Origin of the sequence: Nocardia jinanensis, from assembly GCF_014645735.1 — a bacterium.
In the GTDB taxonomy this organism is placed as follows: domain Bacteria; phylum Actinomycetota; class Actinomycetes; order Mycobacteriales; family Mycobacteriaceae; genus Nocardia; species Nocardia jinanensis.
Genome location: NZ_BMMH01000001.1, coordinates 839677 through 854968 on the forward strand (window position 1 = coordinate 839677; position 15292 = coordinate 854968).

At 69.5% G+C, this 15292-nt stretch carries 14 protein-coding genes; 6 read left to right on the forward strand and 8 right to left on the reverse strand.

The genetic code is table 11. The features are described 5' to 3' along the window. Window positions 1–18 precede the first annotated feature (18 nt). Window positions 19–609, forward strand: coding sequence for a TetR/AcrR family transcriptional regulator (locus IEY68_RS03910; protein ID WP_062996185.1), 591 nt, complete (start codon window positions 19–21; stop codon window positions 607–609). Between the two features lie 27 nt (window positions 610–636). Here IEY68_RS03910 and IEY68_RS03915 read toward each other — a convergent pair whose 3' ends face one another. After that, window positions 637–2394 carry a proline--tRNA ligase gene (locus IEY68_RS03915; protein ID WP_062996198.1) on the reverse strand — a complete coding sequence of 586 codons (1758 nt, stop codon included), beginning with the start codon at window positions 2392–2394 and terminating at the stop codon, window positions 637–639. Between the two features lie 157 nt (window positions 2395–2551). Between IEY68_RS03915 and yaaA the strand changes: the two genes are divergently transcribed. The 3 genes from yaaA (at window position 2552) to IEY68_RS03930 (ending at window position 6139) form a co-directional block, all read left to right on the forward strand. Next, the gene (gene yaaA, locus IEY68_RS03920) at window positions 2552–3295 is read left to right on the forward strand and encodes a peroxide stress protein YaaA (RefSeq protein WP_062996187.1); all 744 of its coding nucleotides are present in this window, start codon (window positions 2552–2554) and stop codon (window positions 3293–3295) included. 84 nt (window positions 3296–3379) lie between these two features. Next, a complete protein-coding gene (gene cobA / locus IEY68_RS03925) occupies window positions 3380–4651 on the forward strand; it encodes a uroporphyrinogen-III C-methyltransferase (RefSeq protein WP_062996190.1) in 1272 nt (423 codons plus the stop codon). A 6-nt stretch (window positions 4652–4657) separates the two neighbouring features. Next, window positions 4658–6139: an MFS transporter gene (locus IEY68_RS03930; RefSeq protein ID WP_062996192.1), complete on the forward strand. Its 1482-nt coding sequence runs from the start codon at window positions 4658–4660 to the stop codon at window positions 6137–6139. Between the two features lie 394 nt (window positions 6140–6533). Here IEY68_RS03930 and IEY68_RS03935 read toward each other — a convergent pair whose 3' ends face one another. Together IEY68_RS03935 and IEY68_RS03940 are read right to left on the reverse strand one after the other, a co-directional pair. Continuing rightward, complete coding sequence (locus IEY68_RS03935) at window positions 6534–6977, reverse strand: PPOX class F420-dependent oxidoreductase (protein WP_229718582.1); 444 nt, start codon at window positions 6975–6977, stop codon at window positions 6534–6536. A 6-nt stretch (window positions 6978–6983) separates the two neighbouring features. Then, window positions 6984–7613: a DUF305 domain-containing protein gene (locus tag IEY68_RS03940; RefSeq protein WP_062996199.1), complete on the reverse strand. Its 630-nt coding sequence runs from the start codon at window positions 7611–7613 to the stop codon at window positions 6984–6986. Between the two features lie 305 nt (window positions 7614–7918). Here IEY68_RS03940 and IEY68_RS03945 point away from each other — a divergent pair, with 305 nt between their 5' ends. Both IEY68_RS03945 and IEY68_RS03950 read left to right on the forward strand, forming a co-directional pair. Then, a complete protein-coding gene (locus IEY68_RS03945; RefSeq protein WP_308434940.1) occupies window positions 7919–9052 on the forward strand; it encodes a phosphotransferase family protein in 1134 nt (377 codons plus the stop codon). A 1-nt stretch (window position 9053) separates the two neighbouring features. After that, entirely contained in the window at window positions 9054–10184 is a 1131-nt protein-coding gene (locus IEY68_RS03950; RefSeq protein ID WP_062996201.1) for an Rv3169 family protein, read from the forward strand. 33 nt (window positions 10185–10217) lie between these two features. Here IEY68_RS03950 and IEY68_RS03955 read toward each other — a convergent pair whose 3' ends face one another. The 5 genes from IEY68_RS03955 to IEY68_RS03975 form a co-directional block, all read right to left on the reverse strand. Continuing rightward, window positions 10218–10589 carry a cobalamin biosynthesis protein gene (locus IEY68_RS03955; RefSeq protein WP_229718583.1) on the reverse strand — a complete coding sequence of 124 codons (372 nt, stop codon included), beginning with the start codon at window positions 10587–10589 and terminating at the stop codon, window positions 10218–10220. A 20-nt stretch (window positions 10590–10609) separates the two neighbouring features. Then, complete coding sequence (locus IEY68_RS03960) at window positions 10610–12016, reverse strand: cobyrinic acid a,c-diamide synthase CobB (protein WP_062996203.1); 1407 nt, start codon at window positions 12014–12016, stop codon at window positions 10610–10612. Between the two features lie 73 nt (window positions 12017–12089). Further along, entirely contained in the window at window positions 12090–12704 is a 615-nt protein-coding gene (gene cobO / locus IEY68_RS03965; RefSeq protein ID WP_062996205.1) for a cob(I)yrinic acid a,c-diamide adenosyltransferase, read from the reverse strand. 53 nt (window positions 12705–12757) lie between these two features. Beyond that, a complete protein-coding gene (locus tag IEY68_RS03970) occupies window positions 12758–14701 on the reverse strand; it encodes a magnesium chelatase subunit D family protein (RefSeq protein ID WP_229718608.1) in 1944 nt (647 codons plus the stop codon). A gap of 122 nt (window positions 14702–14823) precedes the next feature. Further along, the gene (locus IEY68_RS03975; RefSeq protein ID WP_062996207.1) at window positions 14824–15273 is read right to left on the reverse strand and encodes a GNAT family N-acetyltransferase; all 450 of its coding nucleotides are present in this window, start codon (window positions 15271–15273) and stop codon (window positions 14824–14826) included. Between the last annotated feature and the right edge of the window lie 19 nt (window positions 15274–15292).

Sequence of the window (15292 nt, forward strand, 5' to 3'; positions counted from 1 at the left end):
GAAGGCAAGGAGTTGGATATGTCCGGCACAGCGCACCACGGGGAAACGAAACTGACACCGGCGGCACGGCGCATCCTGGACACCGCCGCCGAACTCTTCTACGCGCGCGGTATCCATGCCGTCGGTGTCGACACCATCGCCGCCGAATCCGGCGTCACCAAGCGGACCCTCTACGACCGCTTCGGTTCCAAGGACGGCTTGCTGGTGATCTATCTCGAAGATCGCGACCGTCGCTGGCGGGCCCGCATCGACGCACACCTCACCGAGGAGACCGACCCCCTCCGCCGGTTACTGACTCCATTCGACGTCCTCCCCGAATGGCTACCGGACAGCAGCAGAGGATGCAGTTTCATCAACGCGTTCGCCGAACTGCCCGAACCGGATCATCCGGGCAGGCAGGTGATCGTCGCCGAGAAGACCTGGCTGCGCGACTTCTTCCGCGACCACGCGGCCGCCGCGGGGGCGGCGGCGCCGGAGCAACTCGCGATACAACTGCTGAGCCTGCACGAAGGCGCGATCATCAGCTATTCGATCACCGGCGAGCAGGACGCACCGGCGGCCGTTCGCGCGGCCGCGCAGCAGCTCGCCGAGCGGGCCACGAAGAACTGACCGTTCGCTCGGCGAGCGGAACTGCTATCAGCCGCGGACCCGCGCGAGCACCACCTCGACCACGGAATCGGCGGGAACATCCTCGGTTTCCCCGGTGAACCGGTCGCGCAACTCCACCTTGCCCTCGGCCCAGCCCCGGCCGATCACCAGCACGTAGGGCATACCGAGCAATTCGGCGTCCTTGAACTTCACTCCGGGCGAGGCGGTGCGGTCGTCGAAGAGAACGTCGAGACCTTGCGCGTTCAAGGCCGAGACCACATCCTCGGCCCCGGCCCGGGCTGCCTCGTCCTTGTTGGCGATCACCACGTGTAGGTCGTACGGGGCGGCCTCGGCGGGCCAGCGCAGGCCCTTGTCGTCGTGCTGCTGTTCGGCGATGACCGCGACCATGCGCGAGACACCTACCCCGTAGGAACCCATCACCAGCCGCACCGGTTTGCCGTTCTCCCCCAGCACATCGACCTCGAACGCGTCGGTGTACTTGTAACCCAGCTGGAAGATGTGGCCGATCTCGATACCGCGCGCCGAGACCAGCGGACCGCGGCCGTCGGGCGATATGTCCCCGTCGCGCACCTGCGCGGCCTCGATGGTGCCGTCCGGCGTGAAATCACGACCGGCCACCAGACCGACGATATGTTCGCCGGGTGCGTCCGCGCCGGTGATCCACGAGGTACCGCTGACCACCCGGGGATCGACCAGATACCGGATACCGTTGGCCTGCAAACCCTTCGGGCCGATGTAACCCTTCACCAGGAACGGGTTGGCGGCGAAATCCGCGTCGGTGAGTAGTTCCACCTCGGCGGGTTCGACCGATGCGCCGAGCCGTTTGTCGTCGACCTCACGATCACCGGGCACACCGATACCGATGATCTCGGTCTTGCCATCGGGGTGGCGCAGTTTCACCATGACGTTCTTCAAGGTGTCCGCCGCCGTGACCGGGCGGCCGTAGCGTTCGGCGATCCCCGCCCCGTTCGCCCAATCCACCAGCGTCGCGATGGTCGGGGTGTCCGGGGTGTCGTGCACCTGCGCTTCGGGCTGTCCCTCGAGGGGCAGCGGTTCGGGCGCCGCGGTGACCACGGCCTCCACATTGGCGGCGTACCCGGACTCCCGGCATACGACGTAGGTGTCCTCGCCGACCGGACTGTCGGCGAGGAACTCCTCGGAGGCACTGCCGCCCATCGCGCCGGAGGTCGCGGCGACGATCACGTACTTCACGCCGAGCCGGTCGAAGATGCGCTGGTAGGCCTCGCGGTGCGCGTTGTAACTGGCCTTCAGCCCGTCCTCGTCCAGGTCGAAGGAATAGGAGTCCTTCATGATGAACTCGCGGCCGCGCAAGATACCCGCGCGCGGGCGTTCCTCGTCACGGTATTTGGCCTGGATCTGGTAGAGGGTGACCGGCAAATCCTTGTAGGAGTTGTATTCACCCTTCACGGTGAGGGCGAAGAGTTCCTCGTGAGTCGGGCCGAGCAGATAGTCCGCGCCCTTGCGGTCCTGCAGCCGGAACAAGGCGTCGCCGTACTCGGTCCAGCGGTTGGTGGCCTCATAAGGGTCGCGCGGCAACAGCGCGGGTAGCGAGATCTCCTGCGCGCCGATGGCGTTCATCTCCTCGCGCACGACCTCCTCCACTTTGTGCAGCACCCGCAGGCCCAACGGCAGCCACGAGTACACACCCGGCGCGATCCGGCGCACATAGCCGGCGCGCACCAGCAGCTTGTGGCTGGGCACCTCGGCGTCGGCGGGGTCGTCGCGCAACGTACGGAGGAACAGTCGGGAGAGGCGGGTGATCACGGTTGCCCAGCGTAGCCCCTGTGCGTTCGCCGGCCACACTCGATTACCGGTGGCGGGCACGGCTGTGACGGTGACCGTACGACCCAGCCGCGACACCCCGATCCGCGCCGCCGGGGCAGGCGGGCGCGCCGGGCGACGACCGGTACCGTAACCGGTCGTGCTGGTGCTGCTCCCTCCTTCCGAAACGAAATCCGACGGTGGTTCCGGCGGCCCGCTGGATCTGTCCGCGCTGGCGTTCGGCTCGCTCACCGAGATCCGCGATCGGCTGGTCGGCGATCTGGTCACCCTGGCCGGTGATCCGGAGGCGTCCCGGGTCGCGCTCGGACTCGGCAAGAACTCCGATACCGAGCTGGCCCGCAACGCCGCGGTCCGCACCTCCCCGACCCGCCCCGCGCTGGAGCGCTACACAGGTGTCCTCTACGACGCGCTGGGCGCCGGTTCGTTCACGAAAGCACAGCGCGCCAAAGCTGTGGACCGGATCGCGGTGGGTTCGGCCCTTTTCGGCGCGGTCCGCGCCGGCGATCCCATCCCCGCCTACCGGCTGTCGGGCGGATCGAAACTGCCGGGCCGCCCGACACTGGCTGCCGTCTGGCGTGACCACCTGGGCCCGGCCCTGCGCGCGGCGGCCGGCGACGAACTGGTCGTGGACCTCCGTTCGGGCACCTACCAGCAACTGGGACGGGTGCCGGGGGCGGTCACCGCGACGGTGCTCACCGAGGCTCCCGACGGATCGCGCAGCGTGGTCAGCCACTTCAACAAGCACCACAAGGGCCTGCTGGCCCGTGCCCTGGTACTCACCCGGGCCGACCCCACCGATATCCGCGCTGTCGCCCGGGTCGCGGGCAGAGCCGGTTTGCGTATCGAAATCGCCTCCGATACCGAGCTGGTCGTCCTCACCTGATCGGTGCGGCCGGGCCGCGACCTGCGCCGGGCCCGCGGCGGGCGGCTGTGGCGCACACCGTGCCGGGCCGTAGGCTCGAGCCTTGTGCCGAACACGTCAGCCGATACCGACAACCTGTCCGCCGGGGACTCCAACTACCTGGTGGGTCTCGATCTGAACGAGCGGCGCGTCGTCGTCGTCGGCGGGGGCACAGTCGCACAGCGCCGCTTGGGCCTGCTCATCGCCTCCGGCGCCGCCGTCGAGGTGATCACCCGTGCGGCCACTCCCGCGGTCGAGGCGATGGCCACCGCCGGGCAGATCACCCTCACCCTGCGTGATTACACCGACGGCGATCTCGACGGCGCCTGGTACGCCATCGCCTGCACCGACGAACCCGAGACCAATGCCGCCGTCGTCGCGGCGGCGACCCGGCGCCGGATCTTCTGTGTCCGCGCCGATCACGCGCAGTCCGGAACGGCGGTCACCCCGGCCACCGCCCGCTACGACGGGATGACCCTGGGTGTGCTCGCCGGTGGCAGGCATCGGCGGTCCGCCGCTGTCCGCACCGCCCTGCTCGAGGCATTGCAATCGGGCGTGGTCACCGACGATGCGACACCGATGACACCGGGCGTCGCGCTGGTAGGCGGTGGTCCCGGCGATCCGGATCTGATCACGGTGCGTGGCCGCCGGTTGCTGGCCCGCGCCGATCTGGTGGTGGCCGACCGGCTGGCCCCGCCGGAACTCCTGGCCGAGCTGGGACCGGATGTAGAGGTGGTGGACGCGGCCAAGATCCCTTACGGGCGCGCGATGGCACAGGAGGCGATCAACGAAGCCCTCGTCGAGGGCGCGCGGGCGGGCAAGTTCGTGGTCCGGCTCAAGGGCGGCGATCCCTACGTGTTCGGACGCGGCTACGAGGAACTCGAGGCCTGTGTCGACGCCGGAGTGCCGGTCACCGTGGTGCCCGGGGTCACCAGTCCGATCTCGGTTCCGGCGGCCGCCGGTATCCCGGTGACCCACCGCGGTGTCACTCATGAATTCGTGGTGGTCAGCGGCCATATCCCGCCGGACCATCCGGATTCGCTGGTGGACTGGCCGGCACTGGCCCGGCTGCGCGGCACCCTGGTCCTGATGATGGCGGTGGAGCGAATCGAACAGTTCGCCGCGGTCCTGCGCGAGGGTGGCCGGGCCGCTGACACCCCGGCCACCGTGATCCAGGAGGGGACCCTGCGTGGCCAGCGGGTACTGCGGGCCACGCTCGCCGATGTGGCCGAACGTGTCCGCGCCGAAGGTATCCGGCCGCCCGCGATCATTGTGATCGGGCCCACGGCCGGGTTCGGCGCCGTGGCGATAGCGACCGGCGACCGTCGGTTACAGTGACCCACTGTGCTCGATAACCCCCCAGCTACCCGGTATCCGGTAACGAAACGGGCCTTCGGCCTCGCCATTCTCGTGCTGAGCGGGTTACAGCTGATGGTGGTGCTGGACGGCACCGTGGTGATCCTGGCGCTGCCGAAACTGCAGGAGGAGATGGGCCTGTCCAGTTCGGGCAGCGCCTGGACCATCACCGCCTACGGACTTCCGTTCGCGGGCCTGATGCTGCTCGGCGGGCGGATCGGCGATTCGTTCGGCCGGCGCCGGATGTTCGTGCTCGGGGTGGGCCTGTTCACGCTGGCCTCGATGCTGTGTGGCCTGGCGCAGAGCGAAGAGATGCTGGTCGCCGCGCGCGCCTTCCAGGGCACCGGCGCCGCGCTCGCCGCCCCCACCGCGTTCGCGTTGGTAGCCAGCACCTTCGCCCCAGGAAAAGTACGCAACCAGGCCTTCGCCATCTTCGGATCGATGGTCGCGCTGGGCTCGGTCGGCGGGCTGGTGATCGGCGGGGCACTCACCGAGGCCAGCTGGCGGTGGATCTTCCTGATCAATGTGCCGATCGGCGCGCTCATCGTGATCGGCGCGCTGTACGCGCTCCGCGATACCGACCATCACCGTCTCACGCTGGATGTGCGCGGCGCGTTCCTCGGAACCCTGGCATGCGCCCTGATCGTCTGGGGCGCCACCGAGGGACCGGAACTCGGCTGGGGCGACCCGCTGGTCTACGGCACCTTGATCGCGGGCGCGGTACTGTTGCCGGTTTTCGTTTTCGCGGAGCGGTCGGTGGACAACCCGCTGCTGCCGTGGACTCTGTTCGACAGCCGCGACCGCGTATCCACTTTCGTGGTGATCCTGCTCGCCAGCGGCATCCTGGGCGCCACCACCTACTTCGCGGGTCTGTTCGTGCAGAACGTGGTCGGGTACAGCCCGCTGGTGGCCGGGGTCTCGTTCATCCCGTTCACCGTCGGCGTCGGCCTGGGCAGTGCGGTGGCCACCCGGCTGGCCCTGCATATCGCGCCCCGGTGGCTGCTGTCCGGCGCGGCTGTGGTGCTCATGGCCGGCCTCGGCTACGGCTCGACACTGGACGCCGACGTGGGTTACTGGTCCACGCTGCTGCCGCTCTTCTCGGTGATCGGTTTCGGGATCGGGATCGCCATGGTGCTCATCCCACTGTGCGTACTGGTCGGGGTTCCGCCGGACGAGATCGGCCCGCTCTCGGCGATCGGCCAGATGTTCCTGAACCTCGGTACGCCCATCGCCATCGGTGTGCTCACCCCGATCGCCGCCTCCCGGACGCTGTCCGAGGGCGGAACCAACAAGAAACCGGCCGAGATGACGGCCGCGGAGATCACCGCGCTCGGTGACGGTTACACGCTCGCCCTGCTGGTGGCGGCCATCGGCGGGTTGCTGGTGGGCCTCATCGCGCTGACCCTGCGCTATACCGCGCAGGAGGTCGCCCGCGCCCAGCACGCCCAGGACGAGGCGCAGGCCGCCTGAGGCTGTGTTTGTTTGCGGCGCCTTCGGCGCCGCTGGGCGGGGCCCTGTCAACCCCGGTTCTTCACTCCTTCGCTCAGTCGCTGCGCTCCTTCGCTACGTCGCTCCAGAACCGGGGCGGGCCCCGCCTATGAAGGCGGACCATCCGGAGTAGGCGAGAGGTGAGAGGTGTGTGTTGTCGTGACCCTTGATCGCCTGGGGAGGTTCACGACTCTGTCGGTGCTCGATGGTCGTCCGGTACAGGGACGGCCGACTGCACCGCTCAGTCGCTGCGCTCCTCGCGCTGTCACTCCGGAACGGAGCGGGTCCCGCTGTGTTCATGGCGCCGTCTCCGCGGCGCGTGCGGAGCCCTCGTACGCTGACCATCTGGAGTGACAGTCCTCTGGGTTGCGGGCGGTCACAGTCTCCCGGTGATCTTGGTCGGGGTGATCCGCACCGCCACCCGGGGGCCGTCGTCCGCCGCCGCCGGGTTGAAATCGGCGTAGCGCTTACCGGTGTACTTGATCGACATCCGGTCCCCGACCAGCATTTCGGGGTCCGGGGTGAGCGTGGCGGTCCCGCGGATCTCCGCGTAGATGTACGGGTTGTCCGGCGGGATGATCAGTACCGAGATGCGCGGATCCCGCGCCAGGTTCTTGCCCTGCACCCGGTCTGTGGTGGTGGAGTAGAGCAATTCGTCGCCGTCCCGGTCGATCCAGGTGACGGTCAGATGCGGGTGTCCGTCCCGGCCGATGGTGGCCACGGTGACGTACAACTTGGCATCGTCGATGTACTGCTTGACGGTGTCGGGCAACGAGATAGCGCTCATGATCACGAGCAACCCGTACCGGTGGACGTTCATTCCGCCTCAGCCCGGCGGACTCGCTTCCAGTTGCGCCAGCAACAGCGCCATCAGCCCGGACTCCTGGGTCTGCTCGGTGATCATCTCCCGGGCCACCTGTTTCACCACTCCCTCGGTGAGCAGCGCGTCGGCTACCCGTGCCATGGCGATACCGCCCTCGTGGTGACGCTGCATGAGTCGCAGGAACTGGACGGCGGCATCGCGACCGCGCGCGGCCGACAGCGTATCGAGTTCGGTCCGGGTGGCCATTCCCGGCATGGCGGCCGCGCTCGGATCGGGTGCGGCGTGGTGATCGTGGGTCTGCCCGGGCATCCAGCTCATCGGTTCGGAGCCCGCCACCGGTGCGCCGGCCAGCCGCAGCCAGCCCAGCAGGGTGCCGATCTCGGCGAGCTGAGTGTCCTCGATCTGGCGGGCCAGCCCCTGCACCGCGGGTCCGGCGCCGGGATCGAGCCGCTGCACCATCACCAATGCCTGATGGTGATGGGCGGCCATATCCTGGACGAAACCGATCTCCGTGGCGGACAGGATCTCCGGTGCCGCCGGGTCGTCGACGAACAGGGGACGTACCGCCGCCCCCAGTACCAGCAGCGACCCGGCCGCCACGAGAACGGCGAACCCGTTGCGCAGGCGGTTCACCGTCGCCCGCCGATCGACCGATACGAAGTGGCCGCACCGGGCGTGCCCGCACTCCGCCGATGCCCCGTCACGTTCATCCCTGGCCTCCCGCGCGCCACATCATCCCGGTCGTCGAAGGGATTATGGTCGGCCTGCCGCGTCCGCGGGCCGATACGCGGGGTTCCCACAGGCCGGTGATCCGCCGAATCGGTCCCGACCCGGACTGAAACACGTTACAGTTCCCGCACGCGGGCGGCCCGATGGCGTGTCACCGAAATGGTGGTGGGCCGGTCTCCGCGCCGAGGCCGGATGGCGTCAGGAGGACGATGATGCCCGACGATGTGAACCCCACCGAACATATGCGGCTCACCACCAGCGAACGTGATCTGGATTCGCTGGCCGGGCAGCTCGCCGAATGGCTACGGCAGCGGGTCGGAGCCGACGAACCGCCGGTGATCAGCGGCCTGCGGCGCCCGTTGTCCGGGGGCCTGTCCAGCGCCTCGGTACTGTTCGACGCGCAGTGGAAATCCGGCGGCGAGCCCGGCGAAGGTGCCTTCGTCGCGCGGATGATCCCGGAGGAGGGCGCGTTCCCGGTCTTCGAGAAATACGATCTGGAACTGCAGTACCGCGTCATCACCGAGGTCGCCGCCGCGACCGACGTCCCGGTACCGCGGTTGCGCTGGCTGGAAACCGACAGCGCGGCCTGCGGTGCGCCGTTCTTCGTGATGGACCGGGTACCGGGACGGATCCCGGGAGACAACCCGCCCTACGTCTTCGCCGGCTGGCTCTACGACGCCACACCCGCCGAGCGGGCCGAACTCACCCGCAACACCCTCGATATCCTGGCCCGCATCCACGCGCTACCCGATCCGGCGCAACGGTTCCCGGAGCTCGACGGACCGGGCACCGCGCTGCGCCGCCATCTCGACGCGAACCGCGCCTGGTACGACTGGGCACTGGCCGCCGACGGATACGAGATCCCGCTGATCGAGCGCGCTTTCGACTGGCTGGATCGCAACTTCCCCGACGACCCGGGTCCCGATGTACTGAGCTGGGGCGACGCCCGGCCCGGCAACATCATCTACGACGAGTTCTCCCCGATCGCCGTATTGGACTGGGAGATGGCCGCATTGGGCCCGCGCGAGCTCGATCTGGCGTGGATGATCTTCCTGCACCGCTTCTTCCAGGACATCGCCACCGGATTCGATTTTCCCGGTCTCCCCGATTTCCTGCGCCGCGACGAGGTCGTGGCGCACTACGAGAAGGTCAGCGGCCACACGGTCCGGGACCTGGATTTCTACCTCACCTATTCCGCGCTGCGGCACGCGATCGTCATGGCCCGCATCAAACGCCGCATGATCCATATGGGCGAGGACACCGCACCGGCGGAGCGCGACGACTACATCATGCACCGCGCCACCCTGGAAGCCATGCTCGACGGCACCTACGGATGGGACTGAGATGAGCGAAACCACCGCCCACACCCCGGCCACAGCACCGGGTCCGCTGGACGAGTATCCGATCCACCAGACGCCGCTGCCCATCGCCCGGGCCGCGTCCAGTGATCGCAACTTCTACGACCGCAGCTATTTCAACGCGCACAACCGCGACGGCGCCCTCATGCTGGTGACCGGATTCGGGGTGTACCCCAATCTCGGCGTCGTCGACGCGTACGCGGCGCTGCGCCGCGGCGACGAGATCACCTCGGTGCGGTTCTCCGACGCCCGCACCGACCGGAGCCTGGATATGGCGGTCGGCGGATACCGGATCGAGGTCGTGGAACCACTGCGCCGGATCCGGCTGGTCTGTGATCACGAAGATCTGGGCCTGGACCTCACCTGGACCGGCGCCTTCCCCGCGATCCAGGAGCAACCGCACGTCATGCTCGCCGGTAATCGCCCGACCCTGGACGCTTCCCGGTTCGCACAGGTAGGCGCGTGGGAGGGCACGATCGCGGTGGGCGGCGAGGATATCGCGGTCGATCCGGCGATCTGGACGGGAACCCGGGACCGGTCCTGGGGGATCCGTCCCGTCGGCGAGGCCGAACCACCCGGCCGGGCGGCCACCGAAGGGTCCGGCGGATTCTGGTGGCTGTACGTACCGCTGCGTTTCGACGATTTCGCGGTGGTGGTGATCATCCAGGAGAACCCGGACGGATACCGCACCCTCAACGACGCCGTCCGGGTGTTCCCGGACGGTTCGGTCGAACAACTGGGCTGGCCGCGGATCACCATCGACTATCGGTCCGGGACCCGCCATCCAGAAAGTGCGAGCCTGGAACTGCGCACTCCCGACGGCAAACCGCTGACCATCGATATCCGCACCGTCACCGGAATACCGCTGCACATCGGCTGCGGTTACGGCGGCGACCCGGACTGGCAGCACGGGCAGTGGAAGGGCCGCGACTGGTCGTGGGCCAACAGCTACGACCTGACCGATCCGGCGATCGCCGGGCGGATCCCGTGGGGCGTGACCGACCATATCGCGCACGCCCGCTGCGGTGACGCCGAAGGATGGGGACTGTTCGAACACGCGAGCGTCGGCCGGCACGATCCCACCGGTTTCGCGGATCTACTGTCGGTGGCGCCCTAGCTGTCGAGGTCTACGACGACGCCGGCGTACCGGTCAGCCGCGCAGGGCGGTCGCGGCGACCACGATGCCCCCGACCACCTGTCGCGGCACCAGCAACGGCCCGGTACCGGCGAGCAGCGCCGCGGCTTCGGCCACACCCGGAATTCCCAGCGCGGCGACCACCCGTTCCGACCGGTTCGGCACCGGCACCTGCGCTATCCGCTCAGCCGAATAACTGTGCAACGGCACGCCCAGCGCTGCGGCGGCATCGAGGAGGCCCGGTTCGCCGGCGCGGCGGTCCAGAGTGGCGAGGCAGCCTATCCGCTGCCCCGGAAGAGACTCGGTCAATGCCGCGAGGATCCGATCGGCCGACATACCCGGGCGCAGACCCAAGCCGACCGCGAGCTTCCCCGAATGCGGCGCCACGAGCTCGCGGTGTTCCCGGGTCACCGGGCGCGTGCGGCGGTACGTGCGCGCTGATGGGCGCGCGCGGCGGCCACGAACCGGCGCACCGCGATCGGGTTCCCGGCCGGATGGGTGTGCAGGTACGACGCGTGCACCCCGTGCACCACGGCGCCCTCGCGCACCCGGTCGCCGGCGGTACGCCACCCCCAGGCGGGCGGGGCACCCCCGGTTTCCACCAGCCGGGTCCGGTGGAATTCGTGGCCACGCACCCGTTCACCGGCCCGCCACAGCGGCGAATCACCCAGCGCCACCGCCTCTCGGTAGCCGAGGGTGAGGCGTGGTCCGAATTCGGCGGCCGCGTCGAGCACACCGGCCATCGGATGGCCGTCGAGAGATCTGGTGAGGTACAGCAGCCCGGCACATTCGGCATGGATCGGCAGGCCCTCCCGGGCTCGATCCGCCACCGCGGCACGCAATCCGGTATTGGCCGCCAGCGTGCCCGCGTGCTCTTCCGGGAATCCGCCGGGCAGCACGAGCCCCGCGGCCTCGGCCGGAAGTGTGTCGTGCAGCGGATCGAATACGGCGACCCGGGCGCCCGCGGCGGTGAGTAGTTCCCGGTGTTCGGCGTAACCGAATGTGAAGGCGGGCCCGCCGGCCACCACGATCACCGGATCCGGTCCGTCCGGCGGCGGTGCGTCGTCCGCGATTTCCTGTGCCGCGTCCCAGCTCGGCCCGGACTCCGGCGCGACGGCCAGGGCGGCGACCGCGGCGAGGTCGATATGCCGGGCAGCCAGATCGGTCATCGCCTCCACCGCGCGCATCGCGGCGACTCCGTGCTCCACCGCCGGGATCAGGCCCAGATGCCGGGACGGGACCTCGAGCTCGGCCAGCCGGGGCAGCGCGCCGAGCACCGGTAGGCCCACCCGGTCGCAGGCGGCGCGCAGCACCTGTTCGTGCCGCGCACTTCCGACCCTGTTGAGCACCACCCCGCCCAGCCGGACACCGGTATCGAACGTGGCGAACCCGTGCAGCAGCGCGGCCAGGCTCTGGCTGTGGCCGCGCGCGTCCACGACCAGGATCACCGGTAGGCCCAGCAGGCTCGCCACCTGGGCGGTCGAGCCCTCCGCGACCGGATCGACGGCCTGTTCGTCGATCCGTCCGTCGAACAGGCCCATCACGCCCTCCACCACCGCGATATCGCACCCGCGCGCACCGTGCCGGTAGAGCGGGGCGATCCGGTCGTGTCCGACCAGCACGGGATCGAGATTGCGGCCGGGCCGTCCGGCGGCGAGGCCGTGGTAGCCGGGGTCGATGTAATCCGGTCCCACTTTGAACGGAGCGACCCGGCGGCCCGCGCGGCGCAGCGCGCCGATGAGTCCGGTCGCGACAGTGGTCTTCCCGCTGCCGGACGCCGGCGCGGCGAGCACGACTCCCGGTGCGGCGGTCATCGCACGCGGTCCCCGGCCGGACGGCGGGCAGCGCACCCCGTCCCGGGGCCACCGTCGGGTGCCCCGGTCCGCGTCACCATTCGATACCCCGCTGGCCCTTGCGACCGGCGTCCATGGGGTGGCGCACCTTGGTCATCTCGGTCACCAGATCGGCCGCGTCCACGAGTTCCGGCGGTGCGTCCCGGCCGGTGATCACGACATGCTGGTTACCCGGGCGGTTCCGCAGCGTATCGATGACCTCCGCCATATCGACCCATCCCCATTTCAGCGGATAGGTGAATTCGTCGAGGACATAGAACCGGTGCTCCTCGGCACGCAACCGGCGCGCGATCTCCTGCCAGCCGGCCAGCGCCGCGGCGGCGTGATCGGTTTCGGTGCCCTGTTTGCGTGTCCACGACCAGCCCTCGCCCATCTTGTGCCACTGCACCGGCCCGCCCACGCCGGTCTCGCTGTGCAGCCGGCCGAGTTCCCGGAAGGCCGCTTCCTCCCCGACTTTCCATTTGGCGCTCTTCACGAACTGGAACACGGCCACGTCGAAACCCTGGTTCCAGGCGCGCAGCGCCATCCCGAAGGCGGCGGTGGATTTACCCTTACCCGGACCGGTGTGCACGGCGAGCACCGGCTGATTGCGCCGCTGGCGCGTGGTCAGGCCGTCGTCGGGGACTTGCTCGGGCACCCCTTTGGGCATGGGATCTCCTCGGTGTGGTTCGGGTTTCGAGATTCGGCGCGGGCCGGATCGGATCAGGCCGCTCGTGCGCCGCCGCCGGATGCTCCCGCGCGGACCACCTCGGCGACCGAGGCGCCGGTCAGTTCGGTGAGCCGGACAACCGCGCCGCGCAGCGCGGTCGCCAGATCGGCGGCAAGACCCAGCCGGATCATGCCGTGTTCACAGTCGACCACGACCGAGGTCACACCGTCACGTGCCAGCTGAGCGGCCGCCGCGCGGGCGCGCGGCACCGGGTCGGTCCCGCCGGTGGCGCGGCCGTCGGTGAGCAGTACCAGCATCGGCCGGCGGTGCGGGTCGCGGACGCGTTCCCGGTACACCACCTCCCGCGCTTTGCGCAGCCCCGTGGCGAGCGGAGTTTTTCCGCCGGTTCGCAATCCGGTGAGGCGCCGGACGGCGATATCGATCGAGGAAGTCGGGGGCAGCACCAGTTCGGCCTCGCTGCCGCGCACCGAGATCACCGCGACCTTGTCGCGCCTCTGATAGGCGTCACGCAACAGAGCCACCACCGCGCCGGTCACCGCGGACAGGCGGTCGCGGGCGGCCATGGAACCGGAGGTGTCCACCACGAACAGCACCAGATTGCCCTCGCGTCCTTCGCGGTGGGCACCGCGCAGATCACCGGGCGCGAGCACCAGCGGACCGGTGTGCCGTCCACGTGCCCGCTGGTGCGGCGCCGCCGCCCGCAGCGTACCCAGCAGATGTAGCCCGCCGGTGGGCTCCGGGATCGTGTTCACCACCCGGCCCTGCCGGGTCTGTGCCCGGGACCGGCGACCGGGTGCTCCTTCACCGACCCCCGGTACCTCCCAGCGTGGTGGCCGGACCGGTGCCGCGACCGGTGCGCTCGTCTGCCCGGTTCCGCCCGGGGTGCCGGAATTCTCGCTCGTCGCCGTATCGTCACCGGGTACGTCGGCGCCACCACCGGGGCCGTCGGGGCCGTCGTCGGGGCCGTCGGGTCCACCACCGGATCCGGGTGCGTCGTCCCCGCTCGCCGGATCCTGCCGACCGTCGGCTTGCTCGTCCGCGTCGCTCATCGCGTCGTCGAGCTGTTCGGGAGTGATCCCGGGTTCGTCGAACGGGTCCCGCCGCCGGCGATGCGGCAATGCCAGCTCGGCCGCGACCCGCACATCCGCGGCGGTGACGGCACCGCGCCCACACCACGCGGCGTGCGCGGTGGCGGTACGGGCCACCACCAGATCCGCGCGCATACCGTCCACGTCGAAGGAGGCGCAGACCGCTGCGATCCGGCGCAGTTCCACATCGTCGAGCGCGACCCCGGGGAGCCGGTCGCGCGCGGTGAGGATGCGATCGGCGATCTCGGCGTCCGCGGGGAGGTAAGAGGCCGCGAAACCGTTCGGGTCGGCCTCGTAGTCCAGGCGGCGCCGGACAACCGCCATCCGGACGTCCACATCGCGGGAGGCGGTCACATCCACGGTCAGGCCGAATCGGTCGAGCAGCTGGGGCCGCAGCTCGCCTTCCTCCGGGTTCATGGTGCCGACCAGCACGAAACGAGCGGGATGCGAATGCGAGACACCGTCGCGTTCGATATGTACCCGGCCCATGGCCGCCGCATCCAGCAGCACGTCGACCAGATGGTCGTGCAGCAGGTTCACCTCGTCCACGTACAGGACGCCGTGGTGGGCGGCAGCCAGCAGCCCCGGCCGGAACGCTTGTTCTCCGTCACGCAGGACCCGCTCCAGATCGAGCGAGCCGACCACCCGGTCCTCGGTCGCGCCGACGGGCAGTTCCACCAGCCGTGCCGGGCGGGCACCCGATTCGTCCACCACCGGCGGCAGCAGCCGGGCCAGCGCCCGGACCACCGTGGATTTGGCGGTCCCCTTCTCACCACGCACCAGCACACCACCGATTCCCGGGTGCACCGCGCACAGGATCAGCGCCAGCTGCAATTGTTCCTGTCCGACCACCGCGGAGAACGGGAAACCGGCCTCACCGCCGTCCACGGCGGTTGCGATCGATCGGGACGCGGGCCGGGCGGTTTCGGTAGAGGACACGGCCCCACTCTAAAACGTGCCCCGCCCGGCCCGGCCCTCCCCTACCCGAGACGGCCGGGCGGAGCTCGCGGCTAGCCCCTGCGCATCGGTACGTGCGCGACGCCGTCCTCGATGAACTCCTCGCCGTCCACCTCGAACCCGTGCTTGGTGTAGAGGTCGATCAAGTAGGTCTGGGCGCTCAGCCGAACGGTATGCGAACCCGTTTCCGCGAGAGCGGCCTGCAGCAGCCGGGTGGTGTAACCGTGCCCGCGCGCCTCGACCGCGGTACACAACCGGCCGATACGGAACGATTTCACGCCGTCGTCGTGCTCTTCGAGCAGCCGCAGGGTCGCGATGACCTCGCCTTCGTCGTCGAGCCACAGATGCCGGGTCTCCGGCAGCAGATCCTGCCCGTCCAACTCCGGGTACGCGCATTTCTGCTCGACCACGAACACTTCGACACGCAGCTTCAGCAACTCGTACAGGGTGGGGGTATCGAGATCCTGCGCCCATGACCGCCGGAGTGCAACCGTTGACATCATCGCGCCTTGCTATCACACC